The organism is Methylotenera sp. (assembly GCF_030684185.1).
Lineage (GTDB): Bacteria > Pseudomonadota > Gammaproteobacteria > Burkholderiales > Methylophilaceae > Methylotenera.
This window is the reverse complement of the sequence record NZ_JAUXOY010000027.1, coordinates 122,978-137,346: the sequence shown is the minus strand read 5'-3', so window position 1 is coordinate 137,346 and position 14,369 is coordinate 122,978. Positions and strand designations below refer to the sequence as shown.

The window sequence follows — 14,369 nt, the reverse complement described above, 5'->3', positions numbered from 1 at the left end:
CAGGGGGTCTTATGTCATTAACTAAACGTTCAGTAGCAGAATTAATCGGTACTTTTTGGTTGGTATTAGGTGGCTGTGGCAGCGCGGTATTAGCGGCTGGCATTCCGGATTTAGGTTTGGGTTATCTAGGTGTTTCGTTTGCCTTTGGCTTAACGGTAGTGACCATGGCTTATGCAATCGGCCATATTTCAGGTTGCCACCTTAACCCTGCTGTTTCTATAGGCCTAGTGGCTGGCGGACGTTTTAAAGCCACTGAATTGCCACACTATATTATCGCCCAAGTGCTGGGCGCAATATTAGCCGCTTTACTTATACGCACTATTGCAAGCGGCATGGAGGGTTACGCAGGCGGCTTAGCGTCTAACGGCTTTGGCGAGCATTCACCACACCATTACAGCATGATTGCCGCTTTAATAACAGAAGTAGCGATGACTGCAATGTTTCTATTCATTATTATGGGCGCGACAGATAAACGTGCGCCAGCCGGCCTGGCACCAATTGCAATTGGCTTTACACTCGCACTCATTCACATGATCAGCATTCCTGTCACCAACACATCAGTGAACCCGGCACGCAGTACTGGCCCGGCATTACTTGAAGGCGGCATTGCTTTAGATCAACTTTGGCTATTTTGGCTGGCACCAATTGTAGGCGCGGTGATTGGTGCACTGATATATAATTTTGTAAGTAAAGAAGATTAAAAGCTTACTGTTAATGCAGGGGCGGTCTGCGCTCGCGAAAGTGTTCGCGCAATGTTCATCATTGCCAATTCCGGATAAATCCGCGAAAATACTACTCCTACCAAAAACAAAACGCCCACAAAATGTGGGCGTTGTTATTTCTATAGTTATAATATCGTCATGGCTAAAAAACTCAATATAGAACGCATTATCAGCAACCAAGGCTTTGGTACACGTAAGCAATGCCGCATCATGATTCTAAACGAAGAAATCACTGTTAATGGCACTATGTGTGACGACCCTGATGCAACTTTTGACCTAGAAAACCTGCATTACACGGTAAAAGGCGAACCGTGGGATTACCGTGAAAAATCCTACTTAATGCTGCATAAGCCCAGCAATTACGAGTGTTCGCACAAAACCCAGCATCACCCTACCATTTATAGCCTGTTACCCCACCCGCTGGTTGTTCGAGACGTGCAGTGTATTGGCCGCCTGGACGAAGATACTACTGGTTTGATTCTAATTTCAGATGACGGACAGTTTATCCATCGCATGAGTTCACCCAAACACAAGGTGCCAAAAGTCTACGAAGTCACCTGTAAACACCCTGTCAGTGATGAACAAATCGCACATGTTTTAAAAGGTGTGCAATTGATCGATGAAAATGCACCCATCGCCGCGCTGGCCTGCACACGAATCAACGAGTATGTAATTCACATGACGCTTGCAGAAGGAAAATATCATCAAGTAAAACGTATGGTTGCCGCAATTAGCAACCGCGTTGAAGGCTTAAAACGTATTCAAATTGGCGAGCTAAAACTACCTGATAACTTGGCCGTGGGCAAATGGTGTTGGCTGACTGCAGATGATATGAAAAAACTTAGCCCAAAATAATTATGCTTTCTTGCGTTAAACTAACTGAAAATTGAGTATCGTTAATTAGCGCCCTTAACGTAGAAATCAATCTATTTGCGCAAAGTTCAAGATAAACTCTAAAAAGTAAGCATATATTGCAGATGTATTTTATTTATTTCGAAAGGCTACTCTATGGCTGTAGGCTGGATTTCCTTACTAAGCGCAGTACCTTGGAAAGAGGTAATATCAAAAGCTCCGGCGATTGCTGATGGTGCGAAAAAACTTTGGAATACCGTCACAAAAAAGTCGCCTGTTGAAAACACATCGCCATTTGAGATTCCCCCGGGCGCATCGACAGACGCTGAAATTATTTCCAAGCTTCTGGTAAAGCTTAACGCTTTTGACGTTACTCTTTCTGAACTACAAAAACAAATGTTAACCTCATCTGAATTAATTCAGGCTTTAGCTATGCAAAACACCGAGTTAATCAAACGGGTTGAAGCTAACCGAATTCGGCTGCGTTGGGTTTCAGGGCTTATTTTTGTATTGGTGATAGTCGTTGCAGCTTTAATCAAGCTGACACTTCAATCAAACTGACAGATAAGAATGAATTTGACATATAAATTGGACTTGAGAATTATATCTAGGTTTTGTCATAAGGCTATGTTAACCCTAAGTGAAAAATTGCAACCATCATCGTCTTTTGTAAAGTCACACGCTCGCGTACATTTAAATTAATGTGTAGGATTGGATTAATGAAAAACACTTTTTTACTCGCTTTTGTTTTTTTACTCAGCTCGTGCATGGGTGTACCAGACAATGTAAATGTCGTCAAAAGTGTCGATGCCAGCCAATATCTAGGCACTTGGTATGAAATCGCGCGGCTTGACCATTCATTTGAACGGGATTTAGAAAATGTAACCGCAACTTACAGTCTGCGCGATGATGGCGGCATTAAAGTCATCAATCGCGGCTTTAATGCCAAAACCAATGAATGGAAAGAAGCTGAAGGCAAAGCTTATTTTATTGACCCGCCAAACGCCGATAAAACTAATACCGGAAAACTCAAAGTATCGTTTTTTGGGCCATTTTATGGGGCTTACAATATTATTGAGTTAGACAAGCCTTACTATAATTACGTAATGATTTGTGGTCCTGATAAATCATATTTGTGGATACTTTCACGCACACCACAGCTTACCTACCCAATTAAACAACACTTGATTGCCCAAGCCAAAGAACTTGGCTTCGACACGGACAAGTTAATCCATGTTCAGCAGACTTCTGAAATCATTCATTACAAAGTTGGGCCGCACGTCAATTAAAAGTGATTCAACATCATCATTTTGCAACAGGGCTTAACGTATATCCAGCGGCATTTAACCTGGCAATCAATCCGCCGTCACCCGCCAGGTGAGAAGCGCCAACAGCTACAAATACTTTTTTGTTTTTGGCTTCGTCAACAATACGTTCTGCCATGACAATATTGCGCTTATCCAATAAACTCACACGCATTTTTTGCCATAACGCTGGTGGTAGCATGCCGCCGGTAATTTTTTCATCCAGTGCCGCTACCTTGTTACTATCACCTGCTAAATAAGCATTTATCAGCAACTCAAAATCTCGTTCTTTTTGCGCTGGTGTACGCTTTAATACAGCGCGCAACATGGTGAGCTGTTCATCGCGGCTAAAGTCATCCATCAAACCAAAATGCTCTTTCGTATCCTCAATACCAATCACTTCTTTGGCCGATTCCTCCGCTTTTGTCATGAGTAAATTATCTTGCGCAAACGGGGTTAAAGGCTTAGGTGAATCAAACACTACAGCTAACAACCATGGTTTCATATGCGTTGCAGCTTCTCGATGCATGACATGAAACTCAGCAAGCGCATATACCTGATCTAATTCTTTTTCCGTCAGCAGGGTTGTTAAGTCTCCGTCGGGCATCATAAATACACTTGGGTCATTCGGCGACAGCGTTTCCATCATAAAGGCATCCACCGACTTTATGGCATTAATGACCGTGGGCGAAAAATCAGTGATTCGATTATCATCGGTATGCATGGTACCAAATAGATAGATATCTTTACTTGCAGGCGATTCTGCTTTCCAGAACAAGCCCTGTTCAGCAAAAACAGAAGCACAGAAAGTGACTAAAAAGCAAAATGCAATTAAGTTTTTAAATGGTTTTTGCAGACTAATAGACATGGTTGACCCTTAGATAGGTAAGCGTAAATAAATCAATGTAAACACTCCCGTATTTAAAATACTTAGGAGTATTTACGTTTGTTTTCTGACACGCGCCTAGGTCGAATAGTTCGCTCTAATTGTTCACCACGTACAGTGGTAATTGGTTTACTTGAAAGCGGTTGCCAAGCAGGAATCAAATGCTGTTTACCATTTCCAATTAAGTCTTCACGACCCATTTTTTTCAAAGCCTCACGTAGCATAGGCCAGTTATTGGGGTCGTGATAGCGAATAAACGCCTTGTGCAACTTGCGCACATTTCCTGCTTTTGGGATTGGCACATTTTCTGAATCTGCCGTGACTTTACGCAATGGATTTTTACCCGAATGATACATGGCAGTAGCCATTGCCATAGGCGTAGGCGTAAAGGTTTGTACCTGGTCTAATTTAAAGTCATACTTTTTGAGCCATAACGCCAAATTCAACATATCATTATCGGTAGTGCCAGGGTGGGCCGCAATAAAATAGGGAATCAGATACTGCTTTTTACCCGCTTCAGCACTAAACTTTTCAAACATAGCTTTGAATTCATCATATGCATCCATGCCTGGCTTCATCATTTTGCTGAGTACGTTTTCCTCAGAGTGTTCAGGCGCTATTTTGAGGTAACCACCGACGTGATGTTGCACCAGCTCTTTAACGTATTCTGGGGACTTCACGGCAAGGTCATAACGTACACCACTGCCGATTAAGATTTTTTTTACGCCTTTAATCGCACGCGCTTTACGGTAAAGTTGAATTAATGCACTGTGGTCGGTATTCAGGTTTTCACATATGTCCGGATATACACAACTCATTTTTCGGCAGGATTTTTCAATCGCCTCGCTCTTGCATGCGATGCGGTACATATTGGCTGTGGGGCCACCAAGGTCAGAAATCACACCGGTAAAGCCTTCAACTTTATCGCGAATTTCTTCTACTTCTTTCAAGATTGAAGCTTCACTGCGGCTTTGGATGATTCGGCCTTCATGCTCGGTAATACTGCAAAACGTACAGCCTCCAAAGCAACCGCGCATGATATTCACACTGAAGCGTATCATCTCCCACGCTGGTATTTTGGCATCTTTATAGGCTGGGTGCGGCTTACGTGCATACGGCATATCGTACACATAATCCATCTCTTTGGTGGTGAGCGGGATTGGCGGCGGATTAAGCCAAACCTCTCTATCACCATGCTTTTGCACCAATGCGCGTGCATTGCCAGGGTTGGCTTCCAGGTGCAGCACCCGTGAAGCATGGGCATATAAAACAGGGTTCTGTGCAACCGCTTCATAGTCAGGCAAGCGCACCACCTGCTTAGTTCTATCGGCTTTGGGTGCTTTTAATCTGGCATTGGGTACTATTTCAATCGCTTTTGTGCCTTCTGGCAACTCTATTTTCGGCTTACTGTCATCCGTCGCGCAGCTGGCATCAGCCTTGCCCATTTTCATTTCGTAAGGATCAACAGGTTTATCAACCACACCTGGGCGATCAAGCTTGGTACTTTCAATCTCACTCCAGCCTTCTGGAATTCGCTTACGCAAAAAAGCCGTACCGCGAACGTCCTGAATATCGGCTACTTTTTCACCCTTGGCGAGTCTGTGACTAAACTCAACCAAAGCACGCTCGGCATTGCCGTATAGCAAAATGTCCGCTTTAGAATCGACCAAAATACTGCGACGGACTTTGTCTGACCAATAATCATAATGCGCGATACGGCGCAAACTCGCTTCAATACTGCCTATCACCAATGGCACATCAGAATATGCCTCACGGCAACGCTGGCTATACACCAGCACTGCGCGGTCTGGTCGTTTATTAGGCGCTGCATCAGGAGTGTAAGCATCATCGCTACGAATTTTTCTATCCGCAGTATAACGATTCACCATACTATCCATATTACCTGCGGTCACGCCAAAATAGAGGTTAGGCTTGCCTAGCGCCTTAAAAGCGCTGGCATTCTGCCAATCTGGCTGGGCAATAATCCCTACGCGAAAACCTTGCGCTTCAAGCAAGCGCCCAACTAGTGCCACACCAAAACTAGGGTGGTCAATATAAGCATCACCTGAAATCAAAATAATGTCGCAACTATCCCATCCAAGCGCATCCATTTCAGCGCGCGACATCGGTAAAACTGGCGCAGCACCAAACCGCTTCGCCCAATACGGGCGATAGCTGTTGATAGGCTTTGCTAACATGGTTAAGTATTGTTCCAAGGCATTTATTACAAAATATGAAGTTCGCGCATTTTACGCGCTAATTGCATGATTAAGAAGATATTTTTTACAAAATTTTAACAATAAAAACCACACTTATAACAAGACTACTCCTAATCTGTTAATTACTAATAGCGATAGAAACTTAATAAAGTCGGAGTTAATGCCCTTACAGGAAAATTGTAAGAATGCCTAAAAAGATATTTTTCGGGTCAAGGTTATATGCATGTAAGTCTTTTGTATATCAATGCTAATGGATACCTTTATAGACAAGCTTTAACAAATTCTTGGTAATTGATCTCCACTGAGCCAATCTACCATACGCCTGCCGCCAAGCTTGGTTTTCATTTGTACGAAACAAGCATCGTCCACAATTACCGCACCTATCTTCGCGGCAGATCGTGCCAAGGGGTGAGCTCGCATCACGGTAAGCAGTTTTTCCACATCGGCTTCTGCACAAATCGCCACCAGCTTACCCTCATTGGCGACATAAAGTGGGTCTAACCCTAAAAACTCGCACGCCGCTGCAACCTGCGGATGTATCGGAATACGGTCTTCCTGTAATATCATGCCTACGCCTGATTGACGGGCTATTTCATTCAGCGTGGTGGCTAAACCGCCGCGCGTTGGGTCGCGCAGGACACGAACGTCGGCACCTGTAGTTAGCATAGCTGCCACCAGTTCATGCAGTGCAGCGCTATCAGATTCAATCGCTGACTCAAATTGCAGACCTTCTCGTTGGGACATAATCGCCATGCCGTGGTCACCAATAGTGCCTGAAAGCAAAATCACATCGCCGTCACGCGCCCGGTTGCCGGCGGGGAATTTGGACGGATGCGCATAACCGACACCTGTGGTGGAAATGTACACGCCATCTCCTTTGCCGCGCTCAACAACTTTAGTGTCGCCAGTCACAATCGCAACACCTGCAGTTTTTGCTGCCTGTGCCATCGAATTCACAATGCGCAGCAAATCGCTCAAAGGAAAGCCTTCTTCCAGTATAAAACTAGCCGAGAGCCATAACGGGCAAGCCCCCATCATTGCAAGATCATTCACCGTACCATGTACCGACAGGCTGCCAATGTTACCCCCAGGGAAAAATAGCGGCGACACCACATGTGCATCTGTAGACATCACCAAATGGCTACCTGGGGGTGGCGACGGCAACACAGCAGCATCGTTACCTTGGCGCAAATATTCATTGTCAAATGCTGCAGCAAACATGGTTTCGATAAGCTGTGCCGATGCACGTCCGCCACTGCCGTGGCTCATATCGATACGTCCATTTTTCAGGTCAAGCGGGCGAATATAAATTGATGCTGCTTTACTCATGAGGCTGCAATCAATTCAAAACTAGGTTTAATTTCGGAAAAACGCCCATAGGTATAATGCGCTGCACAGGCGCCTTCGGAAGAAACCATGCAGGAACCAATGGGATTATCTGGCGTACACACCGTGCCAAATATCTTGCAATCTTGCGGACGTTTTTCTCCGCGCAAAATAGCGCCACATTCACATGCTTTATGATCTGGCACGCTGCTATAAACTAAGTCAGGGTAGCGCACTTCGGCATCAAAATCTCTAAAATTAGGACGTATTTGCAGGCCAGAGGCAGATAATGAACCCAAACCGCGCCATTCAAATGTGTCACGCACTTCAAATACTTCTTCTACCAGCATTTGTGCCTTACGATTGCCTGTTGGCGTAACTGCACGCGTAAATTCGTTTTCTACTTCAGCGCGCCCTTCATTCGCTTGCCGAAGCAACATGAGAATACCCTGCAATAGATCCAGCGGCTCGAAGCCGGAAATGACTATTGGCATTTTAAAGCGCGTTGCAATAGCCTGATAAGGCTGACTGCCTATCACCGTGGAAACGTGTGCAGGGCCAACTATGCCATCTAAAGGTAAAGCACTGGGTTGTGTCAACATCGCCTTCATCGCCGGCAATGTCAGCACATGATTGCACAATACGGAAAAATTCTTCAGTCCAGCAGCACGCGCCTGAAGAATAATACTGGCAGTGGGTGGCGTTGTCGTTTCAAAACCTATAGAAAAAAATACCACTTGCCGCTCCGGGATGTTTATCGCAATATTAAGTGCATCCAGCGCGGAGTAAATCATGCGCACATCAGCGCCACGCGCTTTAGCTTTGAGCAATGACATCTGGTCAGATGCGGGTACGCGCAAACAATCGCCGTAGCTGCATAAAATCACGTCATGCGTTAACGCCAATCGAATTGCCAAATCGACACGCCCGATAGGCAAAACGCACACAGGGCAACCAGGGCCGTGAATCATCCGGATATTAGCGGGCAATATGTCCAGCAATCCATAGCGTGACAGCGCATGCGTATGGCCGCCGCAAAATTCCATAAAACGATAAGTGCGGCCAGTTTGAGCTTGCTGTGTAATACTCTCTGCTAGATTCCTGGCGAGTACACCATCGCGAAATTCATCCACATATTTCATGTCTGGCTAGCCAATTCTGCAAATAAAGCCAAGGTCTGCGCAGCCTCCTCCGTACCCAGCAATTGCAATGCATACCCTACATGTACAATTACGTAATCCCCCACCTTAACCCCTTCAACCAGAGAAAGTGATATTTCTTTACGCACACCACCGAGCTCGATTCGCGCCATGTCATCAGGCAGTAATTCAACCACACATGCAGGAATGGCAAGACACATAGGATTCCTTTAAAACAATTCGTTTTTTAATAAAACAACTTGCGCAGCTATCCATGCCTGCCCTAACGCAATTGCGCTATCCCCGGGCTGAATTGCCTGAGCGGTCAGCACAGTCAGGCCAATCGCTTGGCATTGTGCAGACAACTGCGTCGACAGCAACCGATTAAAGAAACAGCCGCCGCCAAAAGCCACCGTGCTGATACCTGTGTGCTGAGACGCCTGCTGCAGCCATTGGGAAAGCGCTGCAATCAAGGTCACATGAAAAACCGCCGCACCGCGTTCAGCATCTAACTCATCGGTTAAGTATACCAGTGTGGGCAACAGATTTAGTACACCTTCTGGTGTGATTTTCCAACCATTTGGCAAAGCTGGGGGCCAGCCGTACGTGTTGATATAACGTGTAGCCGCCTGCTCTACGGCGATAGCAGCCTGTGCGTCAAAATCTATCTCCTGACATAAACCAAGCAAGCTGGCAGCAGCATCGAACACGCGACCCATGCTTGAGGTGCGCGGGCAGTTAAAGTTTCGCTGCAACATAAATGCAACAGTTGCAGCTGCTGGCTTGGCAGCAAAACGTGATGTAATCGCATCATTACGCCCTATTTCATGCAGCACTGCCGCAGCCATTCGCCATGGCTCCTGTGCAGCGCGGTCGCCTCCGGCTAAAGGCAATAAATGCAAATGCCCGATGCGTTGAAAATCTGACCCATTGACACATAACAGTTCACCGCCCCACGCAGCACCATCTGTCCCTAAACCAACGCCATCTAACGCCAGACCCAGTACAGGTTCATCAAACCGATGCTCTGCGCATATTGCGGCAATGTGAGCATGATGATGCTGTACAGCAATGAGCGGAACGTTTAACTCATCTGCCAGTTGCACTGCAAAACGGCTAGAATAAAAATCAGGGTGCAGGTCATGCGCAATAGCGCGCGGCTTTTCATTTAATTGAACTAACAATTGCCGCGCAATTTTTTCATGCGCACGGCATGCATCAGGGTTATCAAGATGGCCAACTCCGAAGCTGATATAAGCATCACACCCATTAGCCATGCAAAGCGCATTATTGAACCATGCCCCCATAGCCAGCACAGGCGGGGCGGCACGCGGCAAACAAATCAGCTGGGCAATACAAGGCTGTGTCACTTCAAAGCAAGAGCATGCTGTGCATTCGCAATCCATGCCAGCCACGCATACATGCCCTCTCCATTGGTCGCTGACAATTGAATAATCTCAATGTCAGGGTTCACACGCTGCGCGTTAGCAATGACTTGTGCAATATCAAAATTCAAATACGGAAGTAGATCACATTTATTGAGTAGCATAAGACGTGCAGCACGGAACATATCCGGATATTTAAGCGGCTTATCCTCACCTTCAGTGACCGACAGCACCACAACTTTAGCCGCTTCTCCTAAGTCAAAAGCTGCGGGGCAGACTAAATTGCCGACATTTTCAATAAACAGCAACGTCCACTGCTGGAGATCAAGCTGTTTTAGTGCGTGTCCTACCATGCTGGCATCTAGATGACAGCCTTTGCCTGTGTTAATTTGAATCGCATCTACACCTGTCGCACGGATGCGCTCTGCATCGTTGTCAGTCTGCTGATCACCCTCAATCACGGCGATAGCCTGCACTGCTTTTAGTGCATTGAGGGTACGAACCAGTAAAGTGGTTTTTCCCGATCCTGGGCTGGAAAGCAAGTTCAGGGCAAGGATGTGCTTGGCAGCAAAAAAATCACGGTTATTGCTTGCTAAGGCATCATTTTTAGCAAAAAGATCGCGCTCGACTTGAATTACACGCGACTGCACCGCATCTACCGCCTGCTCAGTAAGTTGCAAATGCTCATGCTCAGCGCTACTGACATCGATACTTGCTTTTGGCGAACGAAAGGCGACATTACCACGGCTTTGCCCACGCACAGGCCGCCTGCCGCCTATCAGCACATTCAAACTACCGCATCCGCAAGTGGCACACATCATTAATCCTCATTGTTAGCCAAACTCATCAAATCGTAAGTCATGATTATTACACTACAGCCAGATCTTTAACCCGCACTTGATCACCAGCCGTAATTTTCAAACGCGGACTAGCACAATTCTGGCATAACCCATATTGTTCCTGCATTTCCACTTCTGTGCCACATGCCAAACATACGGCTAATCCCGGCGTTTCAATGAGTTGCAACTCTGCACCTTCAGCCAGCGTACCACGCATCACTGCATCAAAACAAAAGCGCATCGCATCAGGCTCAACAGCAGACAATTTACCTATTTCTAATACCACGATACGAACACGCTGAAAATTTTGTGTGCGTGCCGATTCCTCTATAATTTGCAGGACATTCTCGGCCAGCGACATTTCGTGCATCATCAACCCACAAAATAGAGCGTACCGCCAAACATGGTAATTAAAGCTCCAGTCAAGCGTAACCATTGCGGGCGGCCAATTTTAACCAGTCCGCTTGCTGTTGCGATACCCATCACATGTAATATTAGTGTAGCAAGCATAAAGCCTAAAGCGTAAACCAAGCCTGAAATGCTGTGCGGCATTTCAGCACCATGTGCATAGCCGTGAAATAGCGCGAACATGCCAACGATGGCAGCACTGGCGATTAAAGGGAGCTGAATGGAAAATGCAACTAAAAATCCTAAAATAAGCAATGACAAGAGAATGCCACCTTCAATAAAAGGCAGTGAGATTGCCATCATGCCAAGCACCCCGCCTAAAGCCATTACACTAACAAAGGTCAAAGGTAATGCCCACAGGGTACGACCACCCGTTTGCCTGGCCCACAAGCCGACGGCAACCATAGCGCAGAGGTGATCCAAGCCTGAAAATGGATGCTGAATGCCAGCCAGCCAGCCGCTGACGTGTTCTACACCAACATGGGCGTAAGCTAAACCTGGCAATAAAACCAGCACAAGCAGGGGAAATTTTATATTAAAATTTCGCATCATTGACCGCATTATTATCCTAATAATAATTTAAATTCTTAAACATCAGTCCAGCTAATCACGCCTATAATTATATAGGGTTTAGCTTTGCAGTATGTAGCTTAAATATTGTAATTACACTGTAATGGTAACCCAGTAACATGACCATTTTGTGTTGATTTCATTATCGACACAACGTCTGTTTTGCAAAGCTTGCTGCTATCATTTGGAAGAGTTCTGATGTTGAGTCACATGCACAAACATGCCGAGTATTTAGACCCTATACTCAGCCGCTACCAGTATAATGCGCATCATTTGCTGCAAATACTTCGTGAAGCGCAGGAGTATTATGGATATATTCACGCTGATGCCATTGATTATATGGCTCAACAATTACAACTGGCACGATCCCAGATTGAAGGTGTAGCCAGCTTTTATTCACTACTCTATCTGCAGCCGCAAGGTGAGTATCGTGTGTTGTTTTCCGACAACATCACTGATCGTATGCTGGGAAATATGCAGTTAATGGAAAGTATGTGCAAAGAACTATGGGTTGAAGCAGGCAAGGTTTCAGAAGATGGATTAGTGAGCATCAATACCACCTCATGCACGGGCATGTGCGACCAGGGCCCTGCGATTCTTGTCAACAACATTGTCATCAACCAGCTTACTAAGGAACGCGTAAGTGCTATATGTGAACTGATTCGCGAGCACATACCTTTGTCTGATTGGCCGCCAGAGTTTTTTGCCATTGAAGATCATATCTGCAAAAAAGACATCTTGCTGGATAGCAATTTTAAAGCTGGTTCAGCGCTTGCAAAATCGTTGCGACACAGTGCACTGGAAACTTTACAAGAAATCAAAACGTCTAAACTGCGTGGTCGCGGTGGCGCAGGGTTTTCAACGGCTTCAAAATGGGAATTTTGTCGTTCCGCTACTGGCGAACAACATTATGTTGTGTGCAATGCCGACGAAGGCGAACCCGGCACATTTAAAGACCGTGTTTTACTAACAAGTTATGCCGACATGGTGTTTGAAGGCATGACCATTTGTGCCCACGTCATTGGCGCAAAAAAAGGCTTTCTGTATCTACGTGGCGAGTACCGATACTTACTCGACCATTTACAGGCTGTTTTGCACCACCGCCGCCAGCAATCGCAGCTAGGCAACAACATTCTCGGCCATGCGGGTTTTAACTTCGATATTGAAATTCATCTGGGCGCTGGAGCATATATCTGCGGTGAAGAATCCGCCTTAATTGAGTCACTGGAAGGCAAGCGCGGCACACCGCGTAATCGCCCGCCGTTTCCCGTCACCAGCGGTTATCTTAACCAACCTACGGTGGTTAATAATGTTGAAACATTTGCCTGCGCAAGCTTGATTGGCTTGCATGGCGGAGCGTGGTACGCAAATATCGGCACTGACACTTCTGCTGGCACAAAAATACTCTCTGTGTCAGGCGATTGTGTGCGCCCGGGTTTGTATGAATATCCTTTCGGTGTCACCGTTGCACAGGTGCTCGCAGACTGTGGCGCACAAAATACGCAGGCCGTTCAAATCAGCGGACCATCAGGCATTTGTGTCGCAGCTAATGAATTCGACCGCCGCATAGGCTTTGATGATCTGCCCACTGCGGGCGCGTTTATGGTGTTTGATTATAGTCGCGACATGTTCGAAGTGGCGCGCAACTTTGTACATTTCTTTAAGCATGAAAGTTGCGGCTTCTGCACACCCTGCCGTGTTGGCACGTCTTTATTAGCCAATATGATGGATAAATTAGCGCAGGGTCATGGCTCACCCTATGATTTCGCCGAAATCGAAAAGCTCAACGTGCTGTTGCTATCAACCAGCCATTGCGGTTTGGGCCACTCTGCATGCAACCCCGTGCTGGACACCATCGCCAAGTTTCGCCCTGCCTATGACAAGCAATTAATCCATAAAGAATTTATTCCTGCCTTCGATCTTGATTACGACCTCTCACAGGCGCGCCAAATGACTGGGCGCGATGATGCAGGCGCACATTTGGAGCGTACCAATGTTTCAAAATAAGGATACCTACACTTTTCTGCTTGATGGAAAAACCATCCCCTTTACTGAAGAGCAGACCATTATTCAGGCGGCGATGGCTGCTGGCGAATATATTCCACACCTGTGCTTTAACCCAGAGTTTAAACCGCACGGCTCATGCAAGATTTGTACGGTTAGCGCCAACGGCAGACAGACCGCTTCATGTACCCAACAACCGCAGGCTGGCATGGTGGTTGAAAGCAACACGCCACAAATCAACGGTGAACGACTAGCGTTACTGCAAATGCTGTTTGTTGAAGGCAATCATTTCTGCCCATCCTGCGAAAAAAGCGGCGATTGCCAATTACAGGCCACGGCTTACGAAATGAATATGATGTCATCGCATTTTGATCACTTTTTCCCTGACCGACCAGTCGACGCCTCACATCCGGAATATCTGCTTGATTTCAACCGCTGCATTTTGTGCTCGCTATGTGTACGCGCCAGCAGCGATGTCGATGGTAAGGATGTATTCTCCTTAGCAGGCCGCGGAATCAAAACGCGCTTAATCGTCAATGCTGAATCCGGCAGACTTGCTGATACCAATTTCAGCGGTGACGACAAAGCCGCCCATGTTTGTCCTGTTGGGGTAATTATCAAAAAACGTGTTGGATTTGCCGTGCCCATCGGGCAGCGTAGCTTCGATGAACATCCTATCAGTTTCACACCTCATCCGGCTTTGAAAGATAATTAA

At 46.3% G+C, this 14,369-nt stretch carries 15 protein-coding genes; 6 read left to right on the top strand and 9 right to left on the bottom strand.

From position 1 onward, the window contains the following. Nucleotides 1-11 precede the first annotated feature (11 nt). The 4 genes from aqpZ to Q8J82_RS10605 all read left to right on the top strand — a co-directional run bounded on the left by aqpZ (nt 12) and on the right by Q8J82_RS10605 (nt 2,863). Entirely contained in the window at nt 12-701 is a 690-nt protein-coding gene (gene aqpZ / locus Q8J82_RS10620; protein WP_304892222.1) for an aquaporin Z, read from the top strand. Between the two features lie 159 nt (nt 702-860). Continuing rightward, a complete protein-coding gene (locus Q8J82_RS10615) occupies nt 861-1,577 on the top strand; it encodes a pseudouridine synthase (RefSeq protein ID WP_305326851.1) in 717 nt (238 codons plus the stop codon). A 153-nt stretch (nt 1,578-1,730) separates the two neighbouring features. Further along, nucleotides 1,731-2,135 (top strand): hypothetical protein, encoded by a 405-nt coding sequence (locus tag Q8J82_RS10610; RefSeq protein WP_305328282.1) that lies wholly within the window; start codon nt 1,731-1,733, stop codon nt 2,133-2,135. Nucleotides 2,136-2,293: 158 nt separating this feature from the next. After that, nucleotides 2,294-2,863, top strand: a complete 570-nt coding sequence (locus Q8J82_RS10605; RefSeq protein ID WP_305326849.1) for a lipocalin family protein — start codon at nt 2,294-2,296, stop codon at nt 2,861-2,863. Between the two features lie 16 nt (nt 2,864-2,879). Here the strand turns inward: Q8J82_RS10605 and Q8J82_RS10600 are convergent, their stop codons facing one another. The 9 genes from Q8J82_RS10600 to Q8J82_RS10560 all read right to left on the bottom strand — a co-directional run bounded on the left by Q8J82_RS10600 (nt 2,880) and on the right by Q8J82_RS10560 (nt 11,632). After that, on the bottom strand, nt 2,880-3,746 hold the full coding sequence (locus Q8J82_RS10600) for a TraB/GumN family protein (protein ID WP_305328281.1): 867 nt from the start codon (nt 3,744-3,746) through the stop codon (nt 2,880-2,882). A gap of 62 nt (nt 3,747-3,808) precedes the next feature. Beyond that, a complete protein-coding gene (locus tag Q8J82_RS10595) occupies nt 3,809-5,962 on the bottom strand; it encodes a YgiQ family radical SAM protein (protein ID WP_304908013.1) in 2,154 nt (717 codons plus the stop codon). Between the two features lie 294 nt (nt 5,963-6,256). Next, a complete protein-coding gene (gene hypE, locus Q8J82_RS10590) occupies nt 6,257-7,312 on the bottom strand; it encodes a hydrogenase expression/formation protein HypE (RefSeq protein ID WP_305328280.1) in 1,056 nt (351 codons plus the stop codon). After that, on the bottom strand, nt 7,309-8,451 hold the full coding sequence (gene hypD, locus Q8J82_RS10585; RefSeq protein WP_305328279.1) for a hydrogenase formation protein HypD: 1,143 nt from the start codon (nt 8,449-8,451) through the stop codon (nt 7,309-7,311). The genes hypE and hypD overlap by 4 nt, the downstream gene beginning before the upstream one ends. Next, complete coding sequence (locus Q8J82_RS10580) at nt 8,448-8,669, bottom strand: HypC/HybG/HupF family hydrogenase formation chaperone (RefSeq protein WP_305328278.1); 222 nt, start codon at nt 8,667-8,669, stop codon at nt 8,448-8,450. Before Q8J82_RS10580 ends, hypD begins: the two co-directional genes overlap by 4 nt. Nucleotides 8,670-8,678: 9 nt before the next feature. Beyond that, nucleotides 8,679-9,854, bottom strand: a complete 1,176-nt coding sequence (locus Q8J82_RS10575) for a carbamoyltransferase HypF (RefSeq protein WP_305328325.1) — start codon at nt 9,852-9,854, stop codon at nt 8,679-8,681. Further along, complete coding sequence (hypB, locus tag Q8J82_RS10570) at nt 9,815-10,651, bottom strand: hydrogenase nickel incorporation protein HypB (protein WP_305328324.1); 837 nt, start codon at nt 10,649-10,651, stop codon at nt 9,815-9,817. The genes Q8J82_RS10575 and hypB overlap by 40 nt, the downstream gene beginning before the upstream one ends. Nucleotides 10,652-10,700: 49 nt before the next feature. Next, entirely contained in the window at nt 10,701-11,045 is a 345-nt protein-coding gene (gene hypA, locus Q8J82_RS10565) for a hydrogenase maturation nickel metallochaperone HypA (RefSeq protein ID WP_305328277.1), read from the bottom strand. Beyond that, nucleotides 11,045-11,632, bottom strand: coding sequence for a HupE/UreJ family protein (locus Q8J82_RS10560; RefSeq protein ID WP_305328276.1), 588 nt, complete (start codon nt 11,630-11,632; stop codon nt 11,045-11,047). The genes hypA and Q8J82_RS10560 overlap by 1 nt, the downstream gene beginning before the upstream one ends. Nucleotides 11,633-11,848: 216 nt before the next feature. Between Q8J82_RS10560 and Q8J82_RS10555 the strand changes: the two genes are divergently transcribed. Together Q8J82_RS10555 and Q8J82_RS10550 are read left to right on the top strand one after the other, a co-directional pair. Next, nucleotides 11,849-13,657 (top strand): NAD(P)H-dependent oxidoreductase subunit E, encoded by a 1,809-nt coding sequence (locus Q8J82_RS10555; RefSeq protein WP_305328275.1) that lies wholly within the window; start codon nt 11,849-11,851, stop codon nt 13,655-13,657. Then, on the top strand, nt 13,644-14,369 hold the full coding sequence (locus Q8J82_RS10550; RefSeq protein ID WP_305328274.1) for a 2Fe-2S iron-sulfur cluster-binding protein: 726 nt from the start codon (nt 13,644-13,646) through the stop codon (nt 14,367-14,369). Before Q8J82_RS10555 ends, Q8J82_RS10550 begins: the two co-directional genes overlap by 14 nt.